The organism is Embleya sp. NPDC020630, from assembly GCF_044334985.1.
Classification (GTDB): domain Bacteria; phylum Actinomycetota; class Actinomycetes; order Streptomycetales; family Streptomycetaceae; genus Embleya.
In genome coordinates this window covers 1,049,074-1,065,212 of record NZ_JBIRUB010000001.1, presented here as the reverse complement: position 1 = coordinate 1,065,212, position 16,139 = coordinate 1,049,074, and the positions used below count along the sequence as shown (strand labels likewise).

At 71.8% G+C, this 16,139-nt stretch carries 12 protein-coding genes; 4 read left to right on the top strand and 8 right to left on the bottom strand.

Annotated features, from left to right (window positions below):
• The first annotated feature begins 221 nt into the window (after positions 1-221).
• A complete protein-coding gene (locus tag ACH4XV_RS04325) occupies positions 222-509 on the top strand; it encodes a ferredoxin (RefSeq protein WP_078978591.1) in 288 nt (95 codons plus the stop codon).
• Positions 510-542: 33 nt separating this feature from the next.
• Here the strand turns inward: ACH4XV_RS04325 and ACH4XV_RS04320 are convergent, their stop codons facing one another.
• Together ACH4XV_RS04320 and ACH4XV_RS04315 are read right to left on the bottom strand one after the other, a co-directional pair.
• A complete protein-coding gene (locus ACH4XV_RS04320) occupies positions 543-1,304 on the bottom strand; it encodes a hypothetical protein (protein WP_395786731.1) in 762 nt (253 codons plus the stop codon).
• Positions 1,305-1,402: 98 nt separating this feature from the next.
• Complete coding sequence (locus tag ACH4XV_RS04315) at positions 1,403-2,311, bottom strand: tRNA (adenine-N1)-methyltransferase (protein WP_395786730.1); 909 nt, start codon at positions 2,309-2,311, stop codon at positions 1,403-1,405.
• Between the two features lie 128 nt (positions 2,312-2,439).
• Here ACH4XV_RS04315 and ACH4XV_RS04310 point away from each other — a divergent pair, with 128 nt between their 5' ends.
• Positions 2,440-3,582, top strand: coding sequence for a site-2 protease family protein (locus tag ACH4XV_RS04310; protein WP_395787054.1), 1,143 nt, complete (start codon positions 2,440-2,442; stop codon positions 3,580-3,582).
• A 514-nt stretch (positions 3,583-4,096) separates the two neighbouring features.
• On the opposite strand, the gene ACH4XV_RS04305 is transcribed toward ACH4XV_RS04310, so the two are convergent.
• Positions 4,097-5,536 (bottom strand): cellulase family glycosylhydrolase, encoded by a 1,440-nt coding sequence (locus ACH4XV_RS04305; RefSeq protein WP_395786729.1) that lies wholly within the window; start codon positions 5,534-5,536, stop codon positions 4,097-4,099.
• A gap of 169 nt (positions 5,537-5,705) precedes the next feature.
• Here ACH4XV_RS04305 and ACH4XV_RS04300 point away from each other — a divergent pair, with 169 nt between their 5' ends.
• Positions 5,706-6,617 carry a RecB family exonuclease gene (locus ACH4XV_RS04300; protein WP_395786728.1) on the top strand — a complete coding sequence of 304 codons (912 nt, stop codon included), beginning with the start codon at positions 5,706-5,708 and terminating at the stop codon, positions 6,615-6,617.
• Between the two features lie 30 nt (positions 6,618-6,647).
• On the opposite strand, the gene ACH4XV_RS04295 is transcribed toward ACH4XV_RS04300, so the two are convergent.
• The 5 genes from ACH4XV_RS04295 to metH all read right to left on the bottom strand — a co-directional run bounded on the left by ACH4XV_RS04295 (position 6,648) and on the right by metH (position 14,532).
• Complete coding sequence (locus ACH4XV_RS04295; protein ID WP_078978583.1) at positions 6,648-7,325, bottom strand: response regulator transcription factor; 678 nt, start codon at positions 7,323-7,325, stop codon at positions 6,648-6,650.
• Entirely contained in the window at positions 7,322-8,695 is a 1,374-nt protein-coding gene (locus ACH4XV_RS04290; protein WP_395786727.1) for a histidine kinase, read from the bottom strand. Before ACH4XV_RS04290 ends, ACH4XV_RS04295 begins: the two co-directional genes overlap by 4 nt.
• A 607-nt stretch (positions 8,696-9,302) precedes the next feature.
• Positions 9,303-10,007 (bottom strand): HAD family hydrolase, encoded by a 705-nt coding sequence (locus ACH4XV_RS04285; RefSeq protein ID WP_395786726.1) that lies wholly within the window; start codon positions 10,005-10,007, stop codon positions 9,303-9,305.
• Positions 10,008-10,135: 128 nt separating this feature from the next.
• On the bottom strand, positions 10,136-10,984 hold the full coding sequence (locus tag ACH4XV_RS04280) for a putative RNA methyltransferase (RefSeq protein WP_395786725.1): 849 nt from the start codon (positions 10,982-10,984) through the stop codon (positions 10,136-10,138).
• A 71-nt stretch (positions 10,985-11,055) separates the two neighbouring features.
• Entirely contained in the window at positions 11,056-14,532 is a 3,477-nt protein-coding gene (gene metH, locus ACH4XV_RS04275; protein ID WP_395786724.1) for a methionine synthase, read from the bottom strand.
• A gap of 349 nt (positions 14,533-14,881) precedes the next feature.
• Between metH and ACH4XV_RS04270 the strand changes: the two genes are divergently transcribed.
• Complete coding sequence (locus tag ACH4XV_RS04270; RefSeq protein WP_395786723.1) at positions 14,882-15,733, top strand: PAC2 family protein; 852 nt, start codon at positions 14,882-14,884, stop codon at positions 15,731-15,733.
• Positions 15,734-16,139 lie beyond the last annotated feature (406 nt).

Genomic DNA, 16,139 nt, shown 5'->3' with positions numbered 1-16,139 from the left:
CCTCACCTCCTCCTGGGAGCTGCGACGTCTCCGACCCTACCTATGGCAGGAGGGGTTGAAACCCCTTGATCAGCAAGACTGTCCGGGCGTGTCCGATCTTCACCCGTGCGATTGCCCCCACGCTTGTGAGGATCAGATACCCACCCGACCGCGTCGGGAAGCAGGCGCGAGTAGGGTCTGTTGGTCGCGTGTCGGTACGAATCGGTGAAGAGAGAGGCCGCATGTCCGCGGAAAACGAACCCCTCGAGGTCTGGATCGATCAGGATCTCTGCACCGGGGACGGCATCTGCGTCCAGTACGCGCGGGAGGTCTTCGAGCTGGACATCGACGGGCTGGCGTACGTCAAGGGCGCGGACGACGAGCTGCGCACCGAGCCGGGCGCGGTGGTTCCGGTGCCCGCGCCGCTGCTCGTGGACGTGATCGACGCCACACGCAAGTGTCCGGGAGAATGCATCCACATGCGTCGGGTTTCCGACGGAGTCGAGGTATTCGGGCCGGAAGCCTCCTGAATTCCGCTTTGTGATCTCGTGTCTGGCGACGCGTCAGATCCGTTGGGCACCGAGTGGAGTCAGTCGCCAGCGCAGTGTCGTGCTCGTGTCGGGGCAGCAGCGCGGGATGCCGGGCGTGGACCAGCCCTGGGCGTGTGCGGTGATCGTGTCGCCGGCGCGGGTGAGGTCGTCGACCAGCAGGCCCTCGTCGGCGCCGAGGAGGGTGGCGACCAGGCGCGGCGCGCCGGCGTCCCAGGCGTAGGCGAGCAGCGCGGTGGGCGGGCTGCCGGAGCCGGCGGCGCAGGTGACGCGGACCACGGTGGGTCCGTCGGGGTCGGTGAGCACGCTGTGGACGCGGGTGCCGACGCCGGGGCAGTCGAGTGGGAGGGCGAACCCGGCGAGTTCGGCGGCGCCGGGGCCGCCGGCGGGTCGGCGGTTGCCCGCGAGCGGTGCGGCCTGCACCGTCTCGGTGGGTGGGCCGGCCGGTTTTCGCCCCTGCTCGGTGGTGGTGCCGCCGGCGTGGGTGGGTTCGAGGGTGCGCGGCGCGGCCGGGGGGTCCTGTTGGTTGGGGCGGCCTCGGGCCGGTGCGGTGACGCCGGGTATGCCGCCGTCGAGGGATGCGGCGGCCCAGATGACCAGGCCGGTCACGACGATGAACAGGAACACGATGCCCGCGGCGGCGAAGGCGATGCCGTTGCGTACGTCGGGTACCGCGCGGTGCGGGGGGATCGTGGTGTCGGGTGGTCCGTCGGTGGTCGCGAGCCCGCGGGGACTGTCGCCGCGCACGGGCCGGTTCTCAGAGTGATCGTCCGCCACGGTGGATGACGATATGCGGCGGGCCGGGCCCCGGTACAGGGTTCCGGCCCGCCTTGTCTCAACCATTACCGGCGATTCGACACATCGCTGACGGTGGGTCAGGATGCCGCCGAGTCGCCCGCCTCCGCGCCGGGGCCGGCGTAGTCGTCGCCGTAGGAGCCCTTGGACGGGCGGCGCCGGCGCAGCGGCGGCTCCACCCCGTCGGCCAGTCGGCGGGCGGTGACCAGGAAGCCGGTGTGTCCGATCATCCGGTGGTCGGGGCGCACCGCGAGGCCTTCGACGTGCCAGGAGCGCACCATCGACTCGAACGGCTGCGGTTCGGTGAAGCAGTTCATCACCCGCATGGTCTCCACGGTGCGCGAGAGCTGCGTGGTGGTGGCCACGTAGCAGCACACCAGGCCGCCGGGGGTGAGCGCCTTGTAGACCGCGTCGAGGCATTCCCAGGGCGCGAGCATGTCGAGGATGACGCGGTCGACGCCGGTTTCGACGAGGTTGTCCTGGAGGTCGCCGACGGTCAGCTTCCACGCGGGGTGGGGGGCGCCGAAGTAGCGTTCGACGTTCTTGCGGGCGATGTCCGCGAAGTCCTGTCGGCGTTCGTAGGAGGCGAGCTGCCCGCTGTCGCCGATGGCGCGGAGCAGGAACGTGCTCAGCGCTCCGGAGCCGACGCCGGCCTCGACGACGCGGGCGCCGGCGAAGATGTCGGCCATCGCGAGGATCTGGCCGGCGTCCTTGGGGTAGATCACCGCGGCGCCGCGGGGCATGGACAGGACGAAGTCGGGGAGCAGAGGTCGCAGCGCGAGGTAGTCGGTGTTCCCGGTGGACCGTACGACGGTTCCTTCGGGGGCGCCGATCAGCGCGTCGTGTTGAAACGAGCCCTTGTGGGTGTGGAACGCCTTGCCCGCTTCGAGGGTGAAGGTGTGGTGGCGGCCCTTGGGATCGGTCAGCTGAACCTGGTCCCCGACCTGGAAGGGTCCGCGCCTGCGCGCGGTACCGGTCGGTTCGGACATGGGGGTCAGCCTAGTCGGTCGGCGGCGACGCTCCGACGCGTGGGTCCGGGGCCCATGGGGGTCGAACCGGGTCTCGGTTGCATAGCATCTTGACCGTGACTGATTCGAGCAGGCCGCAGGGACGCCGGGTGCGGCAGGACGAGGCCCCGCGGCGGGAGCCGAGGCGTGGCCTGCTCATGGGGCGTCCGTTCGGGGTGCCGGTCTATGTGGCGCCGACGTGGTTCGTGATCGCGGCGGTGATCACGGTGCTGTTCGCGCCGACGTTCGAGAGTCTGTTCCCGGATCTGGGGCCGTGGCGGTTCGTGTTGTCGTTCGGCTTCGCGGTGTTGTTGTACGTGTCGGTGCTGGTGCACGAGTTGGCGCACGCGGTGACGGCGCTGCGGCTGGGTCTGCCGGTGCGGCGGATCACCATCCAGTTCCTGGGCGGGGTGTCGGAGATCGACAAGCCGGAGACGGCGCGGCACGAGTTCCTGGTGTCGGCGGCGGGTCCGGTGTTGTCGTTGGTGCTGGGTGGCGGGTTTTGGCTGATCGGCCTGGCGTTGCACGTGGACACGTTGCCGGGGCGGATGATCGCGTTGTTGGCGGTGTCCAATCTGCTGGTGGCGGCGTTCAATCTGCTGCCGGGGTTGCCGTTGGACGGCGGCCGGATGTTGCGGGCGGTGGTGTGGCGGGTCAGCGGGCGGCCGTTGGCGGGCACGATCGCGGCGTCGTGGGCCGGTCGGGTGCTGGCGGTGGTGGTGTTGGTGGCCGCGGTGGCGTGGTCGTTGGGGGCGGATGCGGGCGAGCGCACGTACACGATGATCTTCGGCGCGTTGGTGGCCGGTTTCATGTGGGCGGGGGCGGTGCAGTCGTTGCGGGCGGAGCGGTTGCGCGAGCGGTTGCCGCAGTTGCGGGTGCGGGTGCTGACGCGGCGGGCGATTCCGGTGGCGGCGAGCGTGCCGTTGGCGGAGGCGCTGCGGCGGGCGCACGAGGAGGGGGCGCGGGGGCTGGTCGTGGTGGACGGGGGCGGGGATCCGGTCGCGCTGGTGCGGGAGGCGGCGGTGTTGGCGACGCCGGAGCATCGTCGGCCGTGGGTGGAGGTGGGGGCGTTGGCGCGGGATCTGGCGGAGGGGATGCGGGTGCCGGCGGACTTGGCGGGTGAGGAGTTGTTGGTGGCGATGCGGGGCGCTCCCGCGAGTGAGTATCTGGTCGTGGAGCCGGATGGGCGGGTGTACGGGGTGCTGGCTCGGACGGATGTGGAGCATGCGTTTTTGGCCATGATGCGGGGTTGAGTGCGGGCTTTTGGCCTCATGCGCCGGCCGGGCTGGGGGTTGTTGCTTGCGACGCGTGTCGAGGTTGCGGCGGGTGTTCGCGGGCCTTTTTTCGGCCTCAAACGCCGGCCGGGCTGATTGGGCTGTCGCCACCGGGCCGGGGGCGCTGCTCGCGGCACGGGTCAAAGTTGCGACAGGCGATCGCGGACCCTTTTTCGGCCTCAAACGCCGGCCGGGCTGATTGGGCTGTCCCCGGCCGGGCTGGAGGCGCTGCTTACGACGCGCGCCGGGGTTGCGACGGGTAATGGCGGACCCTTTTTGGCCTCAAACGCCGGCCGGGCCGATTGGGCTGTCCCGGCCGCGTAGTGGGCGCGGGGGCTGATTGGGCTGCCCCTCGGCCGCGTAGCCGACGCGCATCGCGGCGCGAAGCGGCCCCCGCGCAGCGCAACCTCGTACCGCCCTGCGCGGCGCCCCCGGGCGCGCCACGACCCGCCCCGCGCCGCCCGCCACCGCGCGCTCCCGCCTTCCTGCCGGCTCAGCGCCCCGGCGTGACCGTCACCGTGTACCGCCCCGCCGTCGAGGTGTCGACGCGGGCGACGGTGCCATGGGTGTCCACCCGGGCCCGCCCCGGCCCGGTGACGCGGATCGTCGGGGGTTCGGCGTATACGTCCTTTGGGAGGGTGATCTCCGTAGGGGCATCGGCGCCCCGGCGGGTGGTGAAGGTCAGGGTGTAGGTGCGGGTGTCGATGTCGTAGGTGTACGACTCCGGGTTTCCGGCCACGGCGCGGGCGTAGGGCTGGGTCAGGAGTTTGTTGTTGGGCTTCATGCGGCCGTCGGCGTCGAAGGTGCAGTAGCCGCCGCCGTTGCACCATTGCCAGCCGGCCCAGCCGGTGCCGAAGCGGTCCATGGCGGCGGTCATGCGCCGGTAGAACAGCGGGATGTTGGGCAGCGACTGGTCGGGCGGGCCCCACTCCCCCACGATCAGCGGGAGTTTGTTCGCCTTGGGGTAGGCGGTGATCGCGGCCTCGTAGTTCTCGATGAAGCCGCCGGCCGGGTCGTAGTCGGCGCCGGTCTCCATGGCCGTCTCGTAGAAGTGCGGGGCGTAGGCGACCTTGTCGTCGCTGATCGGGCCGAGCGCGGTGGGTACGCCGAGGCCGACGATCGGGGTGGGTTCGACGAAGATCCAGTTGCGGCGGTCGACGAGGCGGATGGCGTCGGTGAGCCGGTTCCACGTGTCGGTGATCTGGGTCGATTCGAGCCGGGCTGCGGCGGTGGGGATGTCCTCGCCGTCGCGGAAGCGGCCCATCGGCTCGTTCATCAGGTCGTAGCCGAGGACCGCGGGGTGCCGGCCGAACGTGGCTGCGACCCTGGTCCACATGGCCGCCTGCGCGCGCCGCAGGTCCCGGTCCTCGTACAGGTGGTCGAACGCGGCCTGGACGCCGGGCGTGTAGTACTCGGCGAACCAGTCGCCGGGTACCGGCTCGTACGGCAGGCCCTCGTCGCGGGTGGTCCACTCGGGGTTGCCGCGGTGGTCGGAGAAGTAGGGCCCGTAGACGTCCTGGTGCGCGTCGAGGATCACCTTGACGTGGTACTTCTCGGCCCAGTCGAGGATGCGGCCGATGCGGGCGAGGTAGTCGCGGTCGTAGCGGCCCGGGCGCGGTTCCAGGTCGTCCCAGAAGAACAGCACCCGGGCGAGGTTGAAGCCGCGCGAGGACAGTTCGCGGAACTGGTTCTCGGTGACGTCCTTGAACGCCTGCGCGCCGCGGTGCGCCTTGTCGCCGATGTTGAAGCCGCGCCACTGGGTGGCCCGCCCGTGCTCGTCGGCGATGAAGGTGCGGTCGCCGACGGTGATCTTGTCGGGTCCGCGGCCGTGCTGCCCGCCCTGCGCGTACGCGGGGCCGGGCAGGCCGGCCAGGAGCAGGCCGCCGGCGAGTGTGGCGGCGCCGAGCAGTCGGGTGCGGGTGGGGACGCGCATGGGGCCTCCGTCGGGACGAGGGGTGGGGACGGGGAGGGCGTGCGTGGGACTCGCGGGCCGGTATCGCGCCTCGCGGAGCCGGACTCTACTGACTGGTAGGCGCGATGGACAGGGCCTTCGATCCGCGCGGGCGCACAGGGTGTCGCCGTGCGCGCATAGGGTGTGCGGCATGAGTGCCAGCCCCTCCGAAGCCGCCGGCGTCGCGTCGGCCGATGTCGATCCCGCCGCCGCGCCGACTGTCGCGGTGCCCGCCCAGGCCGGTGCGCGGGAGTCGCGGCCGCCGGTGTCGTTGTCGCCGTCGCGGGCGGCCGACTTCATGCAGTGCCCGCTGCTGTATCGGCTGCGGGTGATCGACAAGCTGCCGGAGAAGCCGAGCGCGGCGGCCACGCGCGGCACGGTGGTGCACACCGTCCTGGAGCGGCTGTTCGATCTGCCGAGCGGGCAGCGCACGCCGGAGCGGGCGGTGGCGATGGTGCGGCCGGCGTGGGACGCGTTGTTGGCCGAGCGGCCGGAGCTGGCCGAGTTGTTCGGCGAGGACGTCGCGGGTCTGGGTGCGTGGCTGGCCGACGCCGACAAGCTGGTGGAGCGCTACTTCACGCTGGAGGACCCGAACCGCCTGGAACCCGCCCGGCGCGAGTTGTACGTGCAGACCACGCTGGAGAACGGCCTGGTGCTGCGCGGTGTGGTGGACCGGCTGGATGTGGCGCCGGCGGGCGATCTGCGGGTGGTGGACTACAAGACGGGCAAGGCGCCGTCGCCGATGTTCCAGGACAAGCCGCTGTTCCAGATGAAGTTCTACGCCCTGGTGTTGTGGCGCCGGCACGGCCGGGTGCCGCGCCGGTTGCAGCTGGTCTATCTGGGCAGCGGCGACGTGATCACCTACGACCCGGACGAGGGCGAGCTGCTCGCGGTCGAGCGCAAGCTGCGCGCGCTGTGGGAGGCGATCGACCTGGCCACGCGCACGGGCGAGTGGCTGCCGCGGAAGTCGAAGTTGTGCGGGTGGTGCGACCACCGGGAGGTGTGCCCCGAGTTCGGTGGCACACCCCCGGTGTATCCGCTGCCGGTGGTGCCGGCCCCGTAGCGGTCCTGTCCGTCGGGGCCGGGCGGGCGCTCAGATGGCGCCGGGGCGCACCAGGCCGCTCTCGTAGGCGTACACGGCGGCCTGGACCCGGTCGCGCAGGCCGAGTTTGGTCAGTACGTGGCCGACGTGCGTCTTGACGGTGGTCTCACTGACGTACAGCTCGGCGGCGATCTCCGCGTTGGACATCCCGCGCGCGACCAGGCGCAGCACCTCCACCTCGCGCTCGGTGAGCATTGCGAGCGTGTCGGGGGTGGGGTCCTCGGCGGAGGGCAGCCGGGCGGCGTACATGTCGAGCAGGCGTCGGGTGATGCTGGGCGCGAGCAGCGCCTCGCCCTCGGCGATGACCCGGATGGCGGCGACGAGGTCGTCGGCGGGCACGTCCTTGAGCAGGAAGCCGCTGGCGCCCGCGCGCAGCGCCTCGACGACGTATTCGTCGAGGTCGAACGTGGTGAGCACGAGGACGCGGGCGGCGTTTTCCCCGTCGCGGCCCGATCCGGCGATCCGGCGGGTGGCCTCGACGCCGTCCATCCGGGGCATGCGGATGTCCATCAGCACCACGTCGGGCTGTAGGGCGCGGACCTGTTCGACGGCCTGTTCGCCGTCGGCGGCCTCGCCGACGACGGCGATGTCGGGCTCGGCCTCCAGGATCATCCGGAAGCCGGTGCGCAGCAGCGGCTGATCGTCGACCAGGATGACGCGGATCGTCATGGGCGGGTCTGCTCCAGTCGGTCGGGGGCGACACCGTCCGGCGGGCCGGCGGTGTCGGTGGGGTTCGTGGCGGCCAAGGGGATGCGGGCCAGGACTTCGAAGCCGTCCTGGGCGCGGGGTCCCGCGTACAGGCGTCCACCGTAGAGGGAGACCCTCTCACGCATGCCGAGCAGGCCGTGTCCGGTGCGTTCGCCGGTGGGCGCGGTGCTGCCGCCGCGGCCGTCGTCGGCGACGCGGACCAGGAGTTCGGTGCGGCTGTAGCGCAGCAGCACCCGGGCCTCGGCGGGGCCGGCGTGCTTGAGCGTGTTCGTGAGGGCTTCCTGGACGATCCGGTAGGCGGCGAGGTCGATGCCGGGCGGCAGGGCGCAGGGGGCGCCCTCCAGGGACAGTTCGACGGGCAGGCCGGCTTCGCGGACCTGGGTGACGAGGGTGTCGAGTTGGTCCAGGCCGGGTTGGGGGGCGTTGTGTCCCTCGTTGGGGCCGCCGACGGCGTCGGTGGTGTCGCGCAGGATGCCGACGAGGCGGCGCATCTCGACGAGGGCGCCGCGGCCGGTCTGTTCGACGGCGGCCATCGCCTCCTTGGCCCGGTCGGGGTTGCGCGCGACCATGCGCTGCGCGGCGGAGGCCTGCACGGTCATCACCGAGACGTGGTGGGCGACGACGTCGTGCAGTTCGCGGGCGATGCGGCCGCGTTCCTCGGCGATCGCGGCGCGGGTGTCGGCTTCGCGGGTGCGTTCCAGGCGTTCGGCGCGGGCCTCGAGTTCGGCGGTGTAGGCGCGGCGGAAGCCGACGCTGCGGGCGAAGGCCCAGACGGCGAAGATCGCGGCGAGGTTGGCCACCACGTCGAGGAAGACGATGTCGCTGTCGCGGAGCGCGAGCCAGACGACGGTGGCGCTCTCGGTGAAGCCGAGCGCGATGGCGGCGGGCACGCGGGAGCGGCCGACGGCGACGGCGTACAGGGCGACGATCTGGCCGATGCCGGCGCCCGCGGACTCGTAGTGCGCGCCGGCGAGGAGCAGTCCGGCGGCGCTGACGGCGACGAGCACGCGCAGCGAGTGCGCGCCGCGCCACAGCAGCGGCACGGCGGTCAGCAGGGCGAGCACCACGCCCCACACGTCGGGGTCGCGCACGTCGCGCAGGCCGAGTTCGCGAAAGTACAGGCCGCCGACGGCGAAGACGGACAGCAGGACGACCAGGGCCAGGTCGAGCACGGTGGGGCGCGGCCAGGGTTGCTGCGCGTCGCGGCCGAGTTCGTGGACGATGTCGGCGAGGCCGGCGCGTGGTCGCACGACCCGGGGCGCGAGATCGCTCGGGGCGGGTCGGTCTGAGGTCCCGGCGGGGGTGTCCGGGTCGGGGGTCACGGCGCGCACGTCTCTTACGGTAGGGCCCCCGGCCGGGGGTTTTGACCCCCTGGGGCCTCGGTCTCGTCCCCTGGGAGGAGGGGTGGGGCGATCTCCTCCCAGGGGCGGAGTCGCGGGCCGTACTCAACGGTGTGGCGGGGCGGGCGAGGGAGTGCGGGACAACGCGAGGGACTTCCCTGAAGCCCTGCCCTTTCCGATCGCGAACACTGGACATCACACGGGGAACCCGGCAACGGGAACCACGGGCAGTACTACGGGGGTAGTACTACGGGGGTCCGATTCCTTCGGGGATCGGGCGGAGCACGACCGGGAGACCTCTCGGCGGTCACGGGGACGGGGGAAACCGCCGCCGGGAGGTCGACAGGGCCGACGGGGAACTGCGGGTCGGAGCACGGGGGCTCCGATTCGGGGGACACGGGGAACCCGGGAACCGCGATTCGGGGGAATCGCGGGGAACGAATCCGGGGAGTACGGGAACCGCGGTTCGGGGGAGCCGCGGGGAACGGGCAAGGCAGTACGGGGGAAACACGGGGATGTGGGAGCGGGCGGGCCTTCGGGGCCGCCCGCTCCCACCTGTTTGCGGGTGTGGCGGCCGCGGGTGCGGCGGCGCCGCCGGTCAGCGGGCGACGCGGGCCCGGGCCAGGTCGCGCAGGTACGCGAGGTCGACCTCTTCGAGGGAGTCGACCACGGTGCGCGTGGGCGCGGGCGGGATGGGCGTCATGCTCGGCACGGCCAGCACGGCGCACCCGGCGGCCTCGCCGGCGGCGATCCCGGTGGGCGAGTCCTCGACGACCACGCAGGCCCAGGGTTCGGCGTCGAGCCGGCGGGCCGCGGTCAGGTACGGGTCGGGGTGCGGCTTGGTGCGCGCGATCTCGTCGCCGGCGAGGGTGAGGCGGAAGTGGTGGGCGCCGATCGAGGGCAGGACGGCGTCCACGATCAGCCGCTGGGAGGCGGTGACGAGCGCGCACGGTACGCCCGCGTCGTCGACCTCGGCGAGCAGTCGTTTGGCGCCTGGGCGCAGGTCGACGCCGTCGCGCAGGCGGCGCACCATGCCGGCGTTGATCCGGTGCTCCAGTTCGGCGGGCGGCACGTCCAGGCCGGAGGCCGAGAGCAGGTAGGCGACCGCGCGCTCCATGGGGCTGCCGAGGAGTTGCTCGGCGTGTTGCGCGGTGAGGGTGAAGCCGAGGTCGGCCATCACCGCGGTCTCGGTGGCGAACCAGTGGCGTTCGGTGTCGACCAGGGTGCCGTCCATGTCGAACAGGACGGCTTGGAGGCCGTGGCCCGGGCGGGCTCCGGTGGTGGTCGTCAGCGCTGCCGTCATCGGGTGGCCGCCTCTCCGCCGGTTCGCGGCGTGGTGGTGTGGATGGGGTGGGTGAATCTCCTCACGCGGGTTCTCCAGGGGTCGGATCCGCCGGTTGGCTCCGGCGGGTCCTCGATTGTGCGGCGTCGTCAGGGATTGGGCAACCGCCGAACGGGGTCGTATGCGGAAACAGTGATCGAAGCGGTCACGACCTGCGGGTTCGCCAGCGCGGCGAGCCGGGTGCGCAGCCGCTGGGGGTCGGTGTGCCAGGCGCTGGGGCCCATCGCGACCACGGTGGCGATCGCGGCGTGGTCGAGCGTCATGGGGTAGGTGAGGGTTTGCCGGTCGCGCACGGTGAACCAGGAGGCGAGTTTGGCGTCGATCCGCTCCTGCTTGTCCGTGTCGACGCGGAGCAGGTCGAGGGCGGGGACGAGTTCGCCCAGGTGTCCGGGGGCGGGGGCGGCGACGATCAGGGCCCCGTCGGGGTGCAGGACGCGGTGCAGTTCGGGTGGGTTGCGCGGGGCGAACACGTTGAGTACGCGGGCGGCGACGCCCTCGCGCACCGGCAGCGGGCGCCAGGCGTCGCAGACGGCCGCGCCCATGCGGGGGTGGGCGCGGGCGGCGCGGCGCAGCGCGTATTTGGAGATGTCCAGGGCGAGCCCGCACCGGTCCGGCAGGGCGTCGAGGACGTGCGCGAGGTGGTGTCCGGTGCCGGCGCCGACGTCGACGAGGGTGCCGGGGGGTGCGTCGGCGCAGGCGGCGGCGAGCGCGTCGCCGAGGCGGTCGTAGTGGCCGGCGCCGAGGAAGTCGACCCGGGCGGCGACCATGGCGGCGGTGTCGGCGGTGCCGGTGGGGCCGTTGCCGGTGAGCAGGTTGACGTAGCCCTGGCGGGCGATGTCGAAGGTGTGCCCGGCGGCGCAGCGCAGGCCGGTGTCCTCCCCCGCCAGGTCGGCGCCGCAGTGCGGGCAGGCGAGGGTGTGCAGGACGTCGCCGAGCATGTGCCTCGTTCGGGCCGCCGGTGCGGCCGGGGCGGTGGGTGCCCCGGCCGTGGCCGGTGTGGGTGGGTGGGTCAGCGGGCGTTGAAGTAGTTCGCCTCGGGGTGGTGGAGCACGATGGCGTCGGTGGACTGTTCGGGGTGGAGTTGGAACTCCTCGGACAGTTCGACGCCGATGCGCTCGGGCCCGAGCAGTGCGGTGATCTTGGCCCGGTCCTCGAGGTCGGGGCAGGCGCCGTAGCCGAGCGAGAAGCGCGCGCCGCGGTAGTGCAGCTTGAGCATGCCGTCGAGGTCGGCGGGGTCCTCGCCGGCGAAGCCGAGTTCGGCGCGCACGCGCGCGTGCCAGTATTCGGCGAGGGCTTCGGCGAGTTGTACGGACAGTCCGTGCAGTTCGAGGTAGTCGCGGTAGGCGTTCTCCGCGAACAGCTCGGCGGTGGCGCCGGACAGGCGCGGGCCCATGGTGGCGATCTGGAAGCCGACGACGTCGATCTCGCCGGATTCCTCGGGGCGGAAGAAGTCGGCCAGGCACAGGTGCCGGTCGCGGCGTTGGCGCGGGAAGGTGAAGCGGGTGCGCTCGTTGCCGGAGTCGTCGAGCACGATCAGGTCGTCGCCCTTGGACACGCAGGGGAAGTAGCCGTAGACCACGCCCGCGTCGAGGAGGTTGTCGGTGACGATGCGGTCGAGCCAGTAGCGCAGGCGCGGGCGGCCCTCGGTTTCGACGAGTTCCTCGTAGGAGGGCCCGTCGCCGCCGCGGGTGGGCTTGAGGCCCCACTGGCCCATGAAGGTGGCGCGCTCGTCCAGCCAGGACGCGTAGTCGTTCAGCTGGATGCCCTTGACCACGCGGTCGCCCCAGAACGGCGGGGTGGGCACGGGGTTGTCGACGGCGACGTCGGAGCGGGCGGGCATCTCCTCGGGCTCGGTCTCGATCACCTTGGCGGCGGCCACCTTGCGCCGGCGCAGCGCGGGCAGTTCCACGCCGGGCACGCCGCGCTTGACGCCCATCAGGGCGTCCATCAGGCGCAGGCCCTCGAAGGCGTCGCGGGCGTAGCGGACCTCGCCGGCGTAGATGTCGTAGAGGTCCTCTTCGACGTAGGCGCGGGTGAGGGCGGCGCCGCCGAGGATGACGGGGTAGCCGGCGGCCAGGCCGCGGGTGTTCAGCTCCTGGAGGTTTTCCTTCATGATCACGGTGGACTTCACCAGCAGGCCGGACATCCCGATCACGTCGGCGCGGTGTTCCTCGGCGGCTTCGAGGATGGCGGACACCGGCTGCTTGATGCCGATGTTGACCACGTTGTAGCCGTTGTTGGACAGGATGATGTCGACGAGGTTCTTGCCGATGTCGTGTACGTCGCCCTTGACGGTGGCGAGCACGATGGTGCCCTTGCCGTCCTCGCCTTCGACCTTTTCGATGTGCGGTTCCAGGTGCGCGACGGCGGACTTCATCACCTCGGCGGACTGGAGCACGAACGGCAGCTGCATCTGGCCGGAGCCGAACAGCTCGCCGACGACCTTCATGCCGGCCAGGAGGGTGTCGTTGATGATGACCAGTGCGCTGCGTTCGCGCAGCGCCTCGTCGAGGTCTTCCTCCAGGCCGGCGCGTTCGCCGTCGATGATCCGCCGCTCCAGGCGTTCGTTCAGCGGGAGTGCGGCCAGTTCCTGGGCGCGGGTGGCGCGTACGGACTTGGCGTCGACGCCCTCGAACAGCTCCAGGAAGCGCTGGAGCGGGTCGTAGTCCTCGCGCCGGCGGTCGTAGACCATGTCGAGGGCGACCTCGCGCTGCTCCTCGGGGATGCGCGCCATCGGCAGAATCTTGCTGGCGTGCACGATCGCCGAGTCGAGGCCGGCTTCGATGCACTCGTTGAGGAAGACCGAGTTGAGCACGATGCGCGCGGCCGGGTTGAGGCCGAAGGAGACGTTGGACAGGCCGAGGGTGGTCTGCACCTCGGGGTGGCGGCGCTTGATCTCGCGAATCGCCTCGATGGTCTCGATGCCGTCGCGGCGGGTCTCCTCCTGGCCGGTGCCGATGGGGAAGGTGAGCGCGTCGATGATGATGTCGGAGACCTTGATCCCCCACTCCTGCGTGAGCGCGGTGATCAGCCGCTCGGCGACGCGGACCTTCCATTCGGCGGTACGGGCCTGGCCCTCCTCGTCGATGGTCAGCGCGACCACGGCCGCGCCGTGCTCCTTGACCAGCGGCATGATGCGCCGGAAGCGGGAGGTGGGGCCGTCGCCGTCCTCGTAGTTGACCGAGTTGACCACAGCGCGCCCGCCGAGCAGTTCCAGGCCCGCTTCGAGTACCTCGGGCTCGGTGGAGTCGAGCATGATCGGCAGGGTGGAGGCGGTGGCGAGGCGGCCGGCGAGTTCGCGCATGTCGGCGACGCCGTCGCGGCCGACGTAGTCGATGTTGAGGTCGAGCATGTGCGCGCCGTCGCGGGTCTGGTCGCGGGCGATGTCGAGGCAGTCGTCGTAGCGGCCTTCGAGCATGGCCTCGCGGAACGCCTTGGAGCCGTTGGCGTTGGTGCGCTCGCCGATGGACAGGTACGACAGGTCCTGGCGGAAGGGCACCGACTGGTAGAGCGAGGCGGCGGCGGGCTCGTGGCGGGGGTTGCGCGGGGTCAGCTCGCGTCCGTGCACGCGCTCGACGACGGCCTTCAGGTGCGCGGGGGTGGTGCCGCAGCAGCCGCCGACCAGGGCCAGGCCGTAGTCGCGGGTGAAGGTGTCGTGCGCGTCGGCCAGTTCGTCGGGGCTGAGCGGGTAGTGCGCGCCGTCCTTGGTCAGGATCGGCAGGCCGGCGTTGGGCATCGCGGTGACGCCGATGCCGGCGTGCTGGGAGAGGTGGCGCAGGTGCTCGCTCATCTCGACCGGGCCGGTGGCGCAGTTGAGGCCGATGAAGTCGATGCCCAGCGGCTCGAGCGCGGTGAGCGCGGCGCCGATCTCGGAGCCCATCAGCATGGCGCCGGTGGTCTCGACGGTGACCTGGGCGAAGACCGGCAGGTCGACGCCGGCCTTCTTCAGGGCGCGCTGGGCGCCGATGATGGACGCCTTGGTCTGCAGCAGGTCCTGGCTGGTCTCGATGAGCAGGGCGTGCGCGCCGCCGTCGATCAGGCCGGCGGCGTTGACCTCGAACGCGTCGCGCAGCGTGGCGAAGGGGACGTGGCCGAGGCTGGGCAGCTTGGTGCCGGGGCCGATCGAGCCGAGCACCCAGCGGGGGCGGTCGGGCGTGGTGTAGCCGTCGGCCACTTCACGGGCGATCCGGGCGCCGGCTTCGGCGAGTTCGTAGATCCGGTCCTGGATGTCGTACTCGCCCAGGTTGCCGAGGTTGGCGCCGAAGGTGTTGGTTTCGACGCAGTCCACGCCGACGTCGAAGTATTCCTTGTGCACGTTGCGCACGATGTCGGGTCGGGTGACGTTCAGGACCTCGTTGCAGCCTTCGTGGCCCTGGAAATCGTCCAGGCTGGGATCCTGGGCCTGGAGCATGGTTCCCATCGCTCCATCGGCGACGACGACGCGGGTGGCGAGTGCTTCGCGAAGCTGCTGCGGGGTGGCTGTCATGAGAATGCGTCTCCGATGGGTGCGACGGCTGTCGGCTTGCCCGGTGCCGTCGTGACGGCTCGGGCCAGAGCGCCAGCTTAATGCGATCCTCGTCGGGAGCTCGATGACTCGCGGGTGACGTGTCCCACTGGTCACCGTGTGGTCACACACGTTTACCGGGTCGTTCGTGGCGCGTTGGCCGCGCGGGTTGGTGGGCGGGGCGCGGATTTCACTGTGGGCGAAGTCGGCGCCGGCGGGTCTGGTCGGGGGTGCCGCAACCCGTAATGTGGGGACCGTACAGCTCTCGCGGTCCCCACGTACGGTCGGCCGCGGCGCACGGATCCCGGCCCCGGCCGGAAGGAGGCACTGGGTGATCGAGCTCGACGACCTGCCCGAGCTGATCGACCCCGTCATGGTGGCCGCGTTCGAGGGCTGGAACGACGCCGGCGACGCCGCTTCCGCCGCGATCGAGCACCTGGACCGGGTCTGGAAGGGCGAGGTGTTCGCGGCGCTCGACGCCGAGGACTATTACGACTTCCAGGTGAACCGGCCGACCATATGGCTGGACGGCGACACGCGGCGGATCACCTGGCCCACCACGCGGCTGTCGGTGGTCCGGCTGACCGAGCCGCGGCGTGACCTGGTGCTGGTGCACGGGATAGAGCCGAACCTGCGCTGGCGCTCGTTCTGCAACGAACTGCTGGGCTTCGCGCACGAGTTGGGTGTGGAGACGGTGGTGGTGCTGGGCGCGATGCTGGGCGACGCGCCGCACTCGCGGCCCGTCCCGGTCAACGGGACGACCTCCGACCCGGTGGTGGCGCGCAATGTGGGGCTGGAGCAGTCGCGGTACGAGGGGCCGACCGGGATCGTGGGCGTGTTCCAGGAGGCGTGCGCGCACGCGGGCATGCCGGCGCTGACGTTTTGGGCCTCGGTTCCGCACTACGTGGCGCAGCCGCCGTCGCCGAAGGCCACGCTGGCGCTGTTGCGGCGCCTGGAGGACTTCCTCGACGTGAACGTGCCGATGGGCGAGCTCGCGGAGGACGCGCGGGCGTGGCAGGTGGGCGTGGATCAGCTCGCGGCCGAGGACACCGAGGTGGCCGAGTATGTGCGGTCGCTGGAGGCGGCGCGGGACACGGAGGATCTGCCGGAGGCGTCGGGCGATGCGATCGCGGCGGAGTTCGAGCGGTATTTGAAGCGTAAGGGTGATCAGTCGGAGGGGTGAAAGGCTCGCGGCCACATGGCCCTGATGGGGCTGGGGCGGTGGGCGGGGTATGCGCGTCGCTGGTCGCGGCGGCGGTGTCGGCGGCGGCCGGCCTCCGGCCCGGGTGTCCTCAAACGCCGGACGGGCTGCATGAGGCCCGGGTCTCCTACTGGGCCGGCCTCCGGCCTGGTTGTCCTCAAACGCCGGACGGGCTGCGTGGGGGCCGGATCGCCTCCCGGGCCGGGCTCCGGCCCGGGTGCGCTCCAGCGCCGGACGGGCTGAGATCGCTTCGAGAGCCGGGCCGCGCCCCGCCTGTCCTCAAACGCCGGACAGGCTGCATGAGGCCCGGGTCTCCTACTGGGCCGGCCTCCGGCCTGGTTGTCCTCAAACGCCGGACGGGCTGCGTGGGGGCCGGATCGCCTCCCGG